This window comes from Salmonella sp. GDC200615, from assembly GCF_050574145.1.
In the GTDB taxonomy this organism is placed as follows: Bacteria; Pseudomonadota; Gammaproteobacteria; order Enterobacterales; family Enterobacteriaceae; genus Salmonella; species Salmonella enterica.
Genome location: NZ_CP192247.1, coordinates 3,139,842 through 3,154,033, shown reverse-complemented (window position 1 = coordinate 3,154,033; position 14,192 = coordinate 3,139,842). Strand labels below are relative to the sequence as shown.

11 protein-coding genes are annotated in these 14,192 nt (G+C 55.1%); 2 read left to right on the top strand and 9 right to left on the bottom strand.

The window, feature by feature from the left end:
• Positions 1–41: 41 nt before the first annotated feature.
• From potE to kdpF, 9 genes are all read right to left on the bottom strand, one after another.
• Positions 42–1,361 carry a putrescine-ornithine antiporter gene (gene potE / locus ACQ29O_RS15240; RefSeq protein WP_000042658.1) on the bottom strand — a complete coding sequence of 440 codons (1,320 nt, stop codon included), beginning with the start codon at positions 1,359–1,361 and terminating at the stop codon, positions 42–44.
• The gene (gene speF, locus ACQ29O_RS15235) at positions 1,358–3,556 is read right to left on the bottom strand and encodes an ornithine decarboxylase SpeF (RefSeq protein WP_001292402.1); all 2,199 of its coding nucleotides are present in this window, start codon (positions 3,554–3,556) and stop codon (positions 1,358–1,360) included. Before speF ends, potE begins: the two co-directional genes overlap by 4 nt.
• A gap of 379 nt (positions 3,557–3,935) precedes the next feature.
• Positions 3,936–4,040 carry a leader peptide SpeFL gene (gene speFL / locus ACQ29O_RS15230; protein ID WP_015632840.1) on the bottom strand — a complete coding sequence of 35 codons (105 nt, stop codon included), beginning with the start codon at positions 4,038–4,040 and terminating at the stop codon, positions 3,936–3,938.
• 277 nt (positions 4,041–4,317) lie between these two features.
• Positions 4,318–4,995 carry a two-component system response regulator KdpE gene (gene kdpE, locus ACQ29O_RS15225; RefSeq protein WP_000186059.1) on the bottom strand — a complete coding sequence of 226 codons (678 nt, stop codon included), beginning with the start codon at positions 4,993–4,995 and terminating at the stop codon, positions 4,318–4,320.
• Entirely contained in the window at positions 4,992–7,676 is a 2,685-nt protein-coding gene (gene kdpD, locus ACQ29O_RS15220) for a two-component system sensor histidine kinase KdpD (RefSeq protein ID WP_045161197.1), read from the bottom strand. The genes kdpE and kdpD overlap by 4 nt, the downstream gene beginning before the upstream one ends.
• Positions 7,673–8,257, bottom strand: a complete 585-nt coding sequence (kdpC, locus tag ACQ29O_RS15215) for a potassium-transporting ATPase subunit KdpC (RefSeq protein ID WP_045162112.1) — start codon at positions 8,255–8,257, stop codon at positions 7,673–7,675. The genes kdpD and kdpC overlap by 4 nt, the downstream gene beginning before the upstream one ends.
• A gap of 8 nt (positions 8,258–8,265) precedes the next feature.
• Positions 8,266–10,314 (bottom strand): potassium-transporting ATPase subunit KdpB, encoded by a 2,049-nt coding sequence (kdpB, locus tag ACQ29O_RS15210; RefSeq protein ID WP_001746457.1) that lies wholly within the window; start codon positions 10,312–10,314, stop codon positions 8,266–8,268.
• Between the two features lie 20 nt (positions 10,315–10,334).
• On the bottom strand, positions 10,335–12,014 hold the full coding sequence (gene kdpA / locus ACQ29O_RS15205) for a potassium-transporting ATPase subunit KdpA (protein ID WP_000730078.1): 1,680 nt from the start codon (positions 12,012–12,014) through the stop codon (positions 10,335–10,337).
• A complete protein-coding gene (kdpF, locus tag ACQ29O_RS15200) occupies positions 12,014–12,103 on the bottom strand; it encodes a K(+)-transporting ATPase subunit F (protein ID WP_001670793.1) in 90 nt (29 codons plus the stop codon). The genes kdpA and kdpF overlap by 1 nt, the downstream gene beginning before the upstream one ends.
• Before the next feature lie 336 nt (positions 12,104–12,439).
• Between kdpF and ACQ29O_RS15195 the strand changes: the two genes are divergently transcribed.
• Both ACQ29O_RS15195 and phrB read left to right on the top strand, forming a co-directional pair.
• Positions 12,440–12,646 (top strand): YbfA family protein, encoded by a 207-nt coding sequence (locus ACQ29O_RS15195; RefSeq protein ID WP_000401435.1) that lies wholly within the window; start codon positions 12,440–12,442, stop codon positions 12,644–12,646.
• Between the two features lie 111 nt (positions 12,647–12,757).
• The gene (gene phrB, locus ACQ29O_RS15190; RefSeq protein WP_001142017.1) at positions 12,758–14,179 is read left to right on the top strand and encodes a deoxyribodipyrimidine photo-lyase; all 1,422 of its coding nucleotides are present in this window, start codon (positions 12,758–12,760) and stop codon (positions 14,177–14,179) included.
• Positions 14,180–14,192: the final 13 nt, after the last annotated feature.

Here is a 14,192-nt window from a genome sequence, read left to right as displayed (position 1 = left end):
GAAAATGCCCGGACTACCGTTACCGCAGCCCGGGCGCGCCATCAGCCGTGTTTATTTTTCAATTCAAAACGCGGTGAGACCAGGCCGTATAACGTCCAGCCGAGGAAGGTCACAATTGAGCCGTACAGCATGGCTTCTTCACCGGAGGAATAGAGCGCGTAGAAGCTATACATGGCGCCAACGAAGGCCACGAAGTTAGCGACTTTCGCTTTTGATGACGGCACATTCGCCATTTTCTGAATGATAACCAGCGCGGCCATCGACAGAATATACGGAATAATGTTCGTCACCACCGCCAGGTTAACCAGGACGTTAAACTGACTATTCAGCGACGGGCTAATGGTCATCAGCGACAGGCCAGTCTGAATAATCACAATAATCAGCATCCCCTGTACTGGCGCGTCGACTTTCGTTACACGAGAGAAGACTTTCGGGAAATAGCCTTCGTCAGCGGAGGATTTAAATACCTGGGCGATAGTGAACTGCCAGCCCAGCAGCGAGCCGCAGCAGGACATTACCATCAGCGCCATGATCACTTTACCTACCGCAGGCGTGAACATCTGTGCAAACGCCAGACCAAACGGCGCCGTGGAGTTCGCCAGATCCATGTTCGGCACAATCCCGGCAATCACGTTAGTCGAAACGATATAGATGACCGCCGCGCCCAGCGTACCGCCCAGTACCGCGATGGGGACGTTCTTTTCCGGATTCTCGACCACGTCTGCGTTGGCGCAGGCGGATTCCAGTCCAAGAAATGCCCATAACGTCATGGCGATGGAAGAACCGACCGCGCTAAAGAACGGAACATGGTGCGGGTTCCATGACGCTACGTACATGCTGGGGCTAAACCAGAACCAGCCAATGATGCACAGGCCGACAACCGGAATGATGACGCCCCAAACGGTAACGCTACTGATCTGTCCGGTAATACGCGCGCCGCCAAAGTTTGCGATGGTACAAACCCACAATACGGCGATAGTCGCCAGACCGATCTGGAGCGGCGTCAGCGCGGCGCCGAACAGTTCGGTACCATAGCCGACAGCGGAGATGGCGATAGCCACGTTGGCGATCAGCAGCGAGACGCCGTAGGTATAGTTCGCCATAAAGTTGCCGGATTTACCGAAGGCATATTCGGCGTAACCGCCCATGCCGCCGGATTTACGGCTAAACATACCGCATTTCGCAAACGCCCAGGCCAGTGCCATCGAGCCGACGGCGGTGACCAGCCAGGAGATAATGGATATCGTGCCGACTTCAGACAGTTTGGTCGGTAGCATGATGATCCCGGAGCCCATCATGTTGACCATAGTCAGAATTGTGAGCTGCACGACACCCATTTTATTGGATTTAGGTTTACTCATAATTTTTCCTCCTTCAGCAGGGAGCGCTGCGCGTCACGAGGTTTAATGACGTAGCACCAGACCTGCTTACGGCCGTCGTGTTCTTCGATATAAACGCCCTGCAGTTCAGGCGCAAAGCCCGGCAGCAGGTTGATCCCTTCTTCCAGGGCGCTGAAGTAACGCAGGACAGAACCGCCCCAGATTTCACCCGGAACTACACACAGCACTCCCGGCGGGTAAGGCAGAGCGCCTTCAGCCGCGATACGACCTTCCGCTTCCGGCAGGCGAACCAGTTCGACCTCGCCGCGCAGATAGGCATAGTTGGCCTCTTGCGGATTCATACTGACTTTCGGGAAATGCGATTTACGGAACATCTCTTTTTGCAGCTGTTTCACGTTGTGCCGCGCATAGAGATCGTGCATCTCCTGGCAAAGCTGACGCAGGGTATAGCCGGCATAACGCGCTTCATGCTGTTTGTAGATGGACGGTAATACTTCCGCTAACGGCGCATCAGCTTCCAGCAGTTTTTCGAAACGAGCCAGCAGGGCGACAAGCTGTTGTAACTTCGCCATGTCTTCTGCCGGCGTCAGCAGGAACAGAATGGAGTTGAGGTCGCATTTTTCCGGCACAACGCCGTTCTCGCGCAGGAAGTTGGCGAGGATCGTGGCAGGAACGCCAAAGTCTTCATATTCGCCGCTCGCTGCATTAATGCCCGGTGTGGTGAGCAGCAGTTTGCAAGGGTCGACAAAGTACTGATGTTCGGCATAGCCTTCAAACGCATGCCAGTGTTCTCCCGGAACGAAGTGGAAGAAGCGCAGATCGCTGGCGATCTCTGACGTCGGGTATGACTGCCACGGCTTACCATCAATCAGTTCCGGTACGAACGGACGGATGTGATGACAGTTTTCGAGGATCAATTTACGGGCATCGATGCCGTTAACCACGCAATCCATCCACATATTGCGACCGCTGACGCCTTCGTGCATTTTGGCGTTAACGTCCAGCGCAGCGAACAGCGGATAGAACGGGCTGGTGGAGGCGTGCATCATAAAGGCGTTGTTCATGCGCTTATGCGGAACGTAGCGCGATTGCCCTTTGATATGGCTATCTTTTTTATGGATCTGCGAGGTCTGGGAGAAACCGGCTTGTTGTTTGTGAACGGACTGCGTCACCAGAATACCCGGATCGTTTTCGTTCAGTTCCAGCAGCAGCGGCGAACAATCGGCCATCATCGGAATAAATTGTTCATAGCCGACCCAGGCGGAGTCAAACAGGATGTAGTCGCACAGATGACCAATTTTATCGACGACCTGACGGGCGTTATAAATGGTACCGTCGTAGGTGCCTAACTGGATGACGGCCAGACGGAATGGACGTGCTTCGCGGGCACGCTGCGGCGCGACTTCGCTAATCAGCTCGCGCAGGTAATCTTCTTCGAAGCAGTGAGCGTCGATCCCGCCGATAAAACCATACGGGTTACGCGCGGTTTCCAGATAAACTGGCGTTGCGCCCGCCTGCAATAATGCGCCGTGGTGGTTAGATTTGTGGTTGTTACGGTCAAACAGTACCAGATCGCCCGGCGTTAACAGCGCGTTGAGTACGACTTTGTTAGAGGAGGAGGTCCCGTTCAGCACAAAGTAGGTCTTATCGGCGTTAAAGACTTTCGCCGCATGTTGCTGCGCAATGCAAGGCGCGCCTTCGTGAATCAGCAGATCGCCCATCGCCACGTCCGCGTTGCATAGGTCGGAGCGGAAGAGCGTTTCGCCAAAGTATTCCACGAACTGATTACCGGCAGGATGACGGCGGAAGAATTCGCCGCCCTGATGTCCCGGGCAGTCAAATGCGCTGTTGCCCTGGTTGACATAATCCACCAGCGCGCGGAAAAACGGCGGACGTAACTGCGTTTCGTAGTGGCTTGCTGCGGTTTCCAACTGGCGACCATAGAAGGCAGTACGGGATTCATTATATTCGAATACACCAGAGATACGCGGCAAATACTCAGGCGGTACGCGCCCTTCGTCATGAGTCGCGACAAACACGGGAATACCGTAACCCGTTGCGTCGATTTCATCGAGTTTTCCGTGTTCAATGTCGTCGATGGATAACACGATGGCAGCCACGTCGATGAAACGACTCTCATCAACATTTACAATATTACGGTGTGTAGAAAAACAATCCGGGCAATGACGGCTAACGGCAATTTTTAATTCTGACATTTTTCATCTCTTTATTTCAGGTAATAGCAGGCCCTCAATTTCTCGCATGAGAAACTGATTCTTCCGGAAAAAATCAAAGCTATCCCGCTGATAAAAAAATCAGTAAATTAGCTTTATTTTAGATGTAATAAATCCCAACCCGTCCGGTTGCAGGAAATTCAGGATTTAAGGAGTTGAGTACTACGATATACAGGCAGAAACCGCGATAACTAAAATTGCGCTGAGTCGGAATTTCTTCTGTCAAACTATATAGTTAGCTGGCTTGGTGTAAAAGAATTACCGTACTGTCGCTTTTAGCAATTCGAGTTATTTAGGCAATAGACCTGAATGACATAAGGGTCGGAAAGACCTGTATGCTGAAGTACCCGTAGCAGAAAAACTACCGGGCATTAAAGAAATGAAAGTCGAAACTATTACGGTGGGCAAACATCATAATATGCGTTGTCCGCCTTATATGGGGCATAAAACGATTATTATTTTCCATTTTGAGGTCCTTTCATTGATTTATTGAAAGCATGGATATTTTATCCAGGAAGCGCCAGCAATCTGTGAACCAGATCAACAAAAAACGATCATTTGAAAAATAATTAGTCGGCGATTATGCATATCGTGCTGTGAAATAACGGATTGTTTCTTAAATGTTAATTATATGTTTTTTATATCCTCTATAAAATATAATATCGCCGCGAAAATAATTATTCGCGACGCCGAAAATAAATGATATAAAAATTAGAAGTTATTTAAAAATAATGAATAGCTATTCACGGCATAAAGCGATAGCCAATTCCGGTTTCGGTAATAAAATGGCGTGGGCGGGTGGGATCTTGTTCCAGTTTCTGGCGTAAATGTCCCATATAGATGCGCAAATAGTGGCTATGCTCCACGGCGTTAGGCCCCCAGACCTGGTTTAATAACTGCCGTTGGGTTAATACTTTGCCGGTATTATTGAGTAATACCGCCAGCAGGCGGAACTCAATCGGCGTCAGATGGATTTCTTCGTCGCCACGGTGGATCAACCGTGCGGCGAGATCGACCGTCACGCCGGAAAAACGGACGATCGGATCGGCGCTAGGGCTGGCGGCGTGCCGTCGCAGCGCGACACGCAAACGCGCCTGCAACTCGCCAATGCCGAATGGCTTGCTCAGGTAATCATCAGCTCCGGCGTCAAGCGCGGCAATCTTATCGCTTTCTTCGCTGCGGGCGGAAAGGACAATCACCGGTATTGCGCTCCACTGACGCAGGTCGCGAATGAAATCGATTCCGTCGCCGTCCGGCAGGCCGAGATCGAGAATAATCAGATCGGGCTTTCGCGTGGCGGCTTCCAGTAAACCACGTTGTAATGTTTCAGCTTCATACACGCGCAGGCCGTCGCCTTCCAGCGCGGCGCGCAGAAAGCGGCGGATGGCCTGTTCATCTTCAACAATCAGAACGTTTGTCACATATCCTCATGAAAATCGTCAAGTTCAGGTGGTTTTCCTTGCGGCAGCGTAACACGGAAACAGGCGCCGCCCTGCGGTCGATTATAGGCGGTAAGCGTGCCGCCGTGTACCTCTACGATAGCATGGCAAATCGCCAGCCCCAGCCCCACGCCGGGGACGGCGGACTCTTTGTTGCCGCGGGCGAACTTATCGAAAATCTTCTGTTCTTGCCCCGCAGGAATACCCGGCCCGTTATCCCAGACATCCAGTTGTAAACGATCGTCCTTAACCGCAGCATCAATGCCGATACTGGCCTGCGGCCCGGCGTACTTAACGGCGTTTTCCAGCAAGTTGATCAGGACGCTCTCAAATAAGGGGCCATCGACATGGATAAGCGTTAACTGTTGCGGCAGCGACAATGTAATCGGATGCAATAAACCCGGCTCTAACATCTGTAACGCGCTCCCGACGACCTCTTCCAGCGTCAGCCACTCTTTTTTAAGATTAAACCCGCCGGACTGAATACGCGCCATATCCAGCAAATTATTCACCAGCCGGGTGGTGTTGAGAATATGCTGGCGGATTTCACTGGCCTGACGCGCGTGGGGCGATCCTGCGCTGGCTAAATCCAGCGTCAAAATTTCCGCCTGGCCGAACAATACCGTCAGCGGCGTGCGTAAATCATGCGACAGTGCCGCCAGCAGAGCGTTGCGAATACTTTCGCGCTCGCTGGCGAGACGCGCCTGTTCTTCGCTGGCGGTCAGCGTCAGTCGTTCCAGCGCGTTGGCGACAAGCAGAGTAAATGTTTCCAGCAGGCGTTGCTGCTCCGGCACCATTAACTGACGCAAATTACCCGGTTCGACGATAGCCAGACCGTACGTTTTATCGGCGCTTTTCAGCGGCAGGATTTGATAAGGCACGCCAGGGAGGGTATCGGTGCCTGCGCCGGCAGGCTGGCCTTTATCAAAACTCCAGCGCGCAATTGCGTCGTCCCACGGCGTCATGCCTTGCTGGTGGGTGAGAGGCAGCAACTTACCGTTAGCATCAGGTAATAAAATTTGGCTGCGCGCCTGAAACGTCGAGGCGATAAACCGCTCGCTGGTCGCGGCGATATCATGTTCACTACGCCCGACGGCCAGCGCTTTAGACATTTCATATAAATGACGGGTACGCTGTTCCCGATAACGGGCGACGCGCGCCTGATAGCGCACTCCGGCAGTAAGATTGCCAATCACCAGACCAACCGTCAGCATCACGGCAAAAGTCAGCAGATACTGCACGTCCGAAACGGCGAGCGTACCGCGTGGCGCGATAAAAAAGAGATCGAAACTCGCCACGTTAATCACCGTCGCCACCACCGACGGCCAGCGCCCGTAAAGCAGCGCAATCACCACTACGCCCAGCAAATAGAGCATCACCAGATTGGCGGCGTCGAAGGTGACAAGCCACTGCATAGCGATAAGCGTGGTGATGGCGCAAAGCGCCACGGCGACCAGACAGCCCTGAATCTGCCCACGCCATTTCTCTTTAAAAGGACGGTTATCAGGCGTTTGCGCCAATGCGCGGGCTGGCGGCTCTTCCAGCGCGACGATCACCTGATCGAGATCCGGCGCGCGCCTGGCAAGACGGTCGGCGAAAGCGTCACGTCGCCACCAGCGTCGCGACGCCGGGCGGCCCATGACGATTTTCCCCAGATTATGCTCGCGGGCATAGCGCACGACCGCTTTCTCTTCGGCGGGATCGGACAGGGTGGCGGTTTCCGCGCCAAGCTCCTGCGCCAGGCGCAGCGCGCTTAAAATAGCCCGCCGTTGTTTTTCCGGTAAGCGGTGTAACGTTGGCGTTTCGACATAGACGGCGTGCCAGACGCTGCCGAGCCGGGAGGCCAGACGCGCCGCGGTACGCACCAGTTTTTCGCTGCCGGTGTTATGCCCGATACACAGTAAAATCGCATCGCGGGTGTGCCATACTTTTTCTTCGCCCGGATGCGCGCGCCAGGCGCGCATCTGATCGTCCACGCGATCGGCTGTCCGGCGTAGCGCCAGCTCGCGGAGGGCGATCAGATTGCCCTTGCGGAAAAAATGTTCAATAGCGCGTTCCGCCTGACCGGCGATATACACTTTACCTTCGTTGAGCCGTTGGCGCAGATCGTCGGGCGGCAGATCGACCAGTACGACTTCATCAGCGGCATCAAAAAAGGGATCGGGGACGGTTTCGCGCACCTGAATCCCCGTGACGCCGCTCACCACATCGTTCAGACTTTCCAGATGTTGTACGTTCACGGTGGTGAAAACGTCGATTCCCGCTTCCAGCAGCTCTTCAATATCCTGCCAGCGCTTAGGATGGCGTGAGCCAGGCGCGTTACTGTGCGCCAGCTCATCCATTAAAATCAGCGCCGGACGCCGGGCGAGGGCGGCATCCAGGTCAAATTCGCGAATTTGCCGCCCCCGGTGCGAGTGACGTTTTGGCGGCAGAATGGTCAGCCCGTCAAGTAGTGCGGCGGTCTCTTCACGGCCGTGCGTCTCTACCACGCCGATCACCACATCCAGCCCCTGCGCTCGCAGCCGCTGCGCTTGCGCCAGCATCGCCCAGGTTTTTCCGACGCCTGCGCAGGCGCCGAAGAAAATTTTCAACTTCCCCCGGTGGGGCGGGGGCGTTTGTTCCAACAAGCGATCCGGATCAGGACGCAAGGGTTCGTCGTTCATTTCGCTCTGTGTCCCTGTAGCGCATCCAGCGCCAGATTAAGCTCAACAATATTCACCACCGGTTGCCCAAGAAAGCGCGCCAGCGGCCTGTGCGTATATTCTGCAACCAGTTGCGCGACCTGTTCAACGGGAAGCTGGCGAGCCGCCGCCACGCGGGGGATTTGCCATGCCGCGGCGCCGGGCGTCAGATTATTATCCAGCCCGCTTGCCGAGGCCGTCGCCAGCTCAACCGGAACCGCGGAACTCGCCTGGGGGTTAGCGGCGCGTAGCGCGGCGACGCGGGACTGTATTTGCGCATCCAGTTCGGGATTGCTGGCGGCCAGGTTGCTTCCGCCCGACGCCAGTGGATTATAAGGCGTATCGGCGGTGGCGGAGGGCCGGCTATGAAAATAACCCGCGGCGGTAAACGATTGTCCGATAAGCGCTGAGCCGCGTATCACATTGTCTTTATGAATCAGCGAGCCATTAGCCTGCCAGGGAAACCACCACTGCCCCAGCGCCGTGGTCAGAAGCGGATACACGCCGCCGGTCAATAACAGCAGAAATAACATTGTCGAAAAAGCAGGACGTAAACCGATCATCATACACCTCACGCCAGACCCAGCAGGGTCAGCAGCACATCAATCACTTTGATACCAATAAACGGCACCACCAGACCACCCAGACCATAGATCCATAAATTACGGCGCAGCATGGCCGATGCGGAAAGCGGCTTATAACTCACGCCTTTTAATGCCAGCGGGATCAGAAAAATAATAATCAGGGCGTTAAAGATCACCGCGCTCAGAATGGCGGAGTTCGGCGAATGCAGCCCCATCACGTTGAGCGCGTTTAGCTGCGGATAGGTAGCGGCAAACGCGGCGGGAATAATGGCGAAATATTTCGCTACATCATTCGCGATACTGAAGGTGGTGAGCGAGCCGCGCGTCATCAGCATCTGCTTACCAATATGCACCACTTCAATCAACTTGGTTGGGTTAGAGTCCAGATCCACCATATTACCGGCTTCTTTCGCCGCCTGGGTGCCGGAGTTCATCGCCACCGCGACGTCAGCCTGCGCCAGCGCCGGGGCATCGTTAGTGCCGTCGCCGGTCATGGCGACCAGCCGTCCTTCCGCCTGATATTGACGGATCAGCGCCAGCTTGGCTTCCGGCGTGGCTTCGGCAAGAAAATCGTCCACACCGGCTTCGGCGGCAATCGCTGCCGCCGTCAGGCGGTTATCGCCAGTGATCATCACCGTTTTAATACCCATCTTTCGCAGCTGGGCGAAACGTTCTTTAATACCGCCTTTAACGATATCCTTGAGGGCGATAACACCCAGTACGCGCGCGCCCTCCACGACCACCAGCGGCGTCGCGCCCAGGTGCGCCACGTTCTCGACGTTTTGCTCGACATCGGCGGGAAAATGGCCGCCATTGCTCTCGACATGACGCTGAATCGCGTCCACCGAGCCTTTACGGATCATCCGGTTATCGATATTAATCCCGCTCATGCGGCTTTGTGCGGTAAACGGAACAAAGGTGGCATGAAGCGACTGCACATCGCGTTCACGCAGGTTAAAGCGCTGTTTGGCGAGGATCACAATGCTGCGACCTTCCGGCGTTTCGTCGGCCAGCGAAGCGAGCTGCGCGGCGTCAGCCAGCGTGCGTTCGTCCACCCCTCGGGCGGGTATAAAATCGGACGCCTGGCGGTTGCCGAGCGTGATAGTGCCGGTTTTATCCAGCAGCAGCACGTCGACATCGCCCGCGGCTTCTACGGCGCGGCCGCTGGTGGCGATGACGTTCGCGCCCAACATTCGGCTCATTCCGGCTACGCCAATGGCGGAGAGTAGCCCGCCGATGGTGGTGGGGATCAGGCACACCAGCAACGCCACCAACACGGTGACGCTGACCGCATTACCGCCCCAGGCGGAGAAGGGCCACAGGGTGGCGGTCGCCAGTAAAAAGACAATGGTCAGGGCGATGAGCAAAATCGTCAGGGCAATCTCGTTAGGCGTTTTCCGCCGCTGCGCGCCTTCCACCATCGCGATCATCCGGTCAAGAAAGGTTTCGCCAGGATTGACGCTACAGGCAATCACCAGCCAGTCGGAAAGAATTCGCGTGCCGCCGGTGACAGAGGCGAAATCGCCGCCGGACTCGCGGATCACCGGGGCGGATTCGCCGGTAATCGCACTTTCATCCACCGACGCGCCGCCTTCGATGACCTCGCCGTCGCAGGGAATAATATCGCCCGCTTTGACCAGGACAATGTCGCCTTTTCGCAGTTCAGCGGCGGGCACGTTATCGGCCTGCGCATCATGGCGCGGGGCGCGCAGCCGACGAGCGAACGCGGTCTTTTTCACCCCTTTCAGACTGTTTGCCTGGGCTTTGCTGCGGCCTTCCGCCAGCGCTTCGGCAAAATTGGCGAACAGTACGGTGAACCATAACCACAGGCTGATAATCCCTGTAAACAAGGCGCTTCCCGCTATTTGTCCTGTTACCATAGCGAGCGTTAACAGAGTGGTTAGCACGCTGCCGGCCCAGACCACAAACATCACCGGGTTACGCCACTGGGCGCGTGGGCTTAATTTTTTTACGGCATCCGTTAGCGCCTGTACGAGTAAAACAGGTTCAAACAGCGCCAGTTGCTTGCGACTCATATCAATGTACTCCGCATCGCTCAAGGTAAAGAGAAATGTTCCGCTACCGGGCCAAGCGCCAGGGCAGGAATAAACGTCAGCGCGCCGACCAGCAGTACCGTGCCGATGAGCAGCCCAATAAATAGCGCGCCGTGGGTCGCCAGCGTTCCCTGACTGGCCGGCTGTACTTTTTTACTGACCAGCGATCCGGCGATGGCCATGACAGGAATAATCACGCCGAAACGGCCGACGAACATGCAGAACGCCAGCAAACAGTTCCAGAAAGGCGAGTTAGCGCTCAGACCCGCAAAGGCGCTACCGTTGTTGTTGGCGGCAGAGGAGACGGCATATAGCACTTCGCTAAAACCGTGCGGGCCAGGGTTCAGCATTGCGCTGCGTCCGGCATCCGTCATCATCGCCAGCGCCGAACCCAACAAGACCAACATCGGCGTGACCAGAATCGCCAGCGCGGTCATTTTCATTTCGCGCACGTCGATTTTTTTCCCCAGATATTCCGGCGTGCGACCGATCATCAGCCCCGCGATAAACACCGCCAGCAGGACAAACAGCAACATGCCATACAGGCCTGAACCGACGCCGCCAAAGACCACTTCGCCAATTTGCATCAGCCACATCGGCACCATACCGCCCAGAGCGGTAAACGAGTCGTGCATGGCATTTACCGCCCCGCAGGACGCCGCGGTCGTGACGACGGCAAACAGGCTGCTGGCCAGCACGCCAAAGCGCGTTTCTTTACCCTCCATGTTGACGCTACTGTCCGCGCCCGCCGCCAACAGATGTGGATTTCCCTGAACTTCCGCCCACATCACTACCGCTACGCAGACCACAAAAATGAATGACATTGCCCACAGTAGCGCGCGTCCCTGACGGCGATCGCCCGCCGCTTCGCCAAAGGCGAAACAGAGCGCGGCTGGAATCAAAAATATCGCCAGCATCTGCGCCAGATTAGTGAGCGCGGTAGGGTTTTCGAACGGATGCGAAGAGTTGGCGTTAAAGAAACCGCCGCCGTTGGTGCCAAGCATTTTGATCGCCTCCTGCGAAGCAACCGGACCCATCGGCAAAAGTTGTTTAGCGCCTTCAAGGGTGGTGATGGGCTGATAAGCCGACAGATTTTGCGGTACGCCTTGTTGGATAAAAAACAGCGCGATAATTAACGCGACAGGAAATAATATCCATAGCGTAATGCGTACCAGATCCTGCCAGGCATTACCCAGCGTGTGCACATTCTGGCGCGTAAAGGCGCGGATAAGCGCAAAAACCACCGCAATCCCGGTCGCCGCCGACAGGAAATTTTGCACCGTCAGCCCGGCCATCTGGCTAAAGTAGCTCAGCGTGCTTTCGCCGCTGTAGGCTTGCCAGTTGGTATTGGTGACAAAGCTGACGGCGGTATTCAGCGCCAGATCCCAGGACAGCCCCGGTAGCCGCTGCGGATTTAAGGGCAGCCACTCCTGCCAGAACAGCAGGCAAAACAGGATGCCCAGTCCCAGCAGATTGAGCGTCAGTAGCGCCAGTAAATACTGACGCCAGTTCATTTCGTGGTCGGTAATGCCAAGAGTCCGCCAGAGGATACGCTCAACGCCAGCCACGCCCGGCAACGGAACGGCGGCGATGAGCCTTGCCAGGCCCGAACCCAACGGTTTCGCCAGTACCAATAAAATCAGTAAAAAACTGGCGATCAGTAAAAATCCTTGCGCGGCCATCAGAACGCCTCCGCATTAATCAGGGCATAGACCAGATAACCTAAAAGTAAGAAAACCAGCACGATGCCGGTTATCACGCCTGCACTCACAGAGCACCTCCAGTGGCATTGTTTTACTCCTGAGAAAGGTAATTTTTTGGCTGCAAAGATTTCGCAAAAATTGGCGGGCAGAGTGTAAAAAAAGTATAAAAATGGCAAAGACCATTATTTAACTAATGATTAGTATTAATTTAACCTTTTTGTAACTAATTTACGCTTTGAATGTAAATCTGCTGGCAAAGCGTGAAAATAAGTGATCGGATGAGTAGTAAAATTACACCGAAAGCGGTACTATTTTAATCAGGTAACGAGGTTCAATTTTTCGGTGCTATTCACCGATTCAATCTATACCGGGGCGGATAGCGTCGGTATAAAGGGGGGAAACGTATGGAACACTATAAAGACTATCCAGCGCATGTCATTTTTGCACGTCGTGCTTTCGCGGTGACCGCAGGCGTGCTGGCGTTGCCGGTGATGCTCTTCTGGAAAGACCGCGCGCGTTTTTATAGTTATCTGCACCGTGTCTGGTCGAAAACCAGTGATAAACCGGTATGGATGGCGCAGGCTGAAAAAGCCACCTGCGACTTTTATTAATCGCGACCAGCCTGAAAAAACCGTCAGCCGCCACGCTGGCGGTTTTTTTATGCGCCAGGGTCTACACTGTTTAACGCTATTCGCCGTGACGTTTTATCTTTCAGGAGTTGTATGCCCACCCATTTAGTCTGGTTCAGGCGCGATCTGCGTTTACAGGATAACCTTGCGCTGGCCGCCGCCTGCCGCGATGCATCCGCGCGGGTGCTGGCGCTTTATATTTCCACCCCCGCGCAGTGGCAGGCCCATGATATGGCGCCGCGGCAGGCGGCATTCATCAGCGCGCAGCTCAATGCGCTACAGACGGCCCTTGCAGAGAAAGGCATTCCGTTGCTGTTTCATGAAGTGGCGGATTTTAACGCCAGTATTGAAACGGTCAAAAACGTTTGCCGACAGCATGACGTCAGCCATCTGTTTTATAACTATCAGTATGAGTTTAACGAGCGTCAGCGTGATGCGGCGGTGGAAAAAACGCTGCCCTCTGTCATCTGCGAAGGCTTTGACGATAGCGTGATTCTGGCGCCCGGCGCGGTGATGACCGGCAATCATGAAATGTATAAAGTTTTTACGCCGTTTAAAAATGCCTGGTTGAAACGGCTAAAAGAAGATATCCCGCCGTGCGTTCCGGCCCCGAAGATCCGGGTGAGCGGCGCGCTTTCTACACCCTTAACGCCAGTCTCGCTTAACTACCCGCAACAGGCGTTTGACGCCGCGCTTTTCCCGGTGGAAGAAAACGCGGTCATCGCGCAGCTACGTCAGTTTTGCGCGCAGGGCGCAGACGAGTACGCGTTACGGCGCGATTTCCCTGCGGTTGACGGCACCAGTCGGCTTTCCGCCAGCCTGGCGACGGGCGGCCTGTCGCCGCGACAGTGCCTGCACCGATTACTGGCGGAGCAGCCGCAGGCGCTGGACGGCGGGCCGGGAAGCGTCTGGTTGAATGAGCTCATCTGGCGGGAATTTTACCGTCATTTAATGACCTGGTATCCGGCATTATGCAAACACCAGCCGTTTATCCGCTGGACAAAACGCGTCGCGTGGCAGGAAAACCCTCACTATTTTCAGGCATGGCAGAAAGGCGAAACCGGTTATCCCATTGTCGATGCGGCGATGCGCCAGCTTAACGCGACGGGCTGGATGCATAACCGTTTACGCATGATTACCGCCAGCTTTCTGGTAAAAGATCTGTTGATTGACTGGCGGTTGGGGGAGCGCTATTTCATGTCGCAGCTTATTGACGGCGATCTTGCCGCCAATAATGGCGGCTGGCAGTGGGCCGCTTCAACCGGTACCGATGCCGCGCCTTATTTTCGTATTTTTAATCCCACGACTCAGGGAGAGAGGTTCGATCGCGACGGCGAATTTATCCGCCAGTGGCTACCGGCATTACGCGATATCCCTGGAAAAGCGATTCACGAGCCGTGGCGGTGGGCGGAAAAAGCGGGAGTCGTGCTTGATTATCCTCGGCCTATTGTGGAGCACAAACAGGCGAGAATCTCAACGCTTTCCGCCTATGAGGCGGCGAGAAAAGGGGCGTGATACAGGCCCGGTA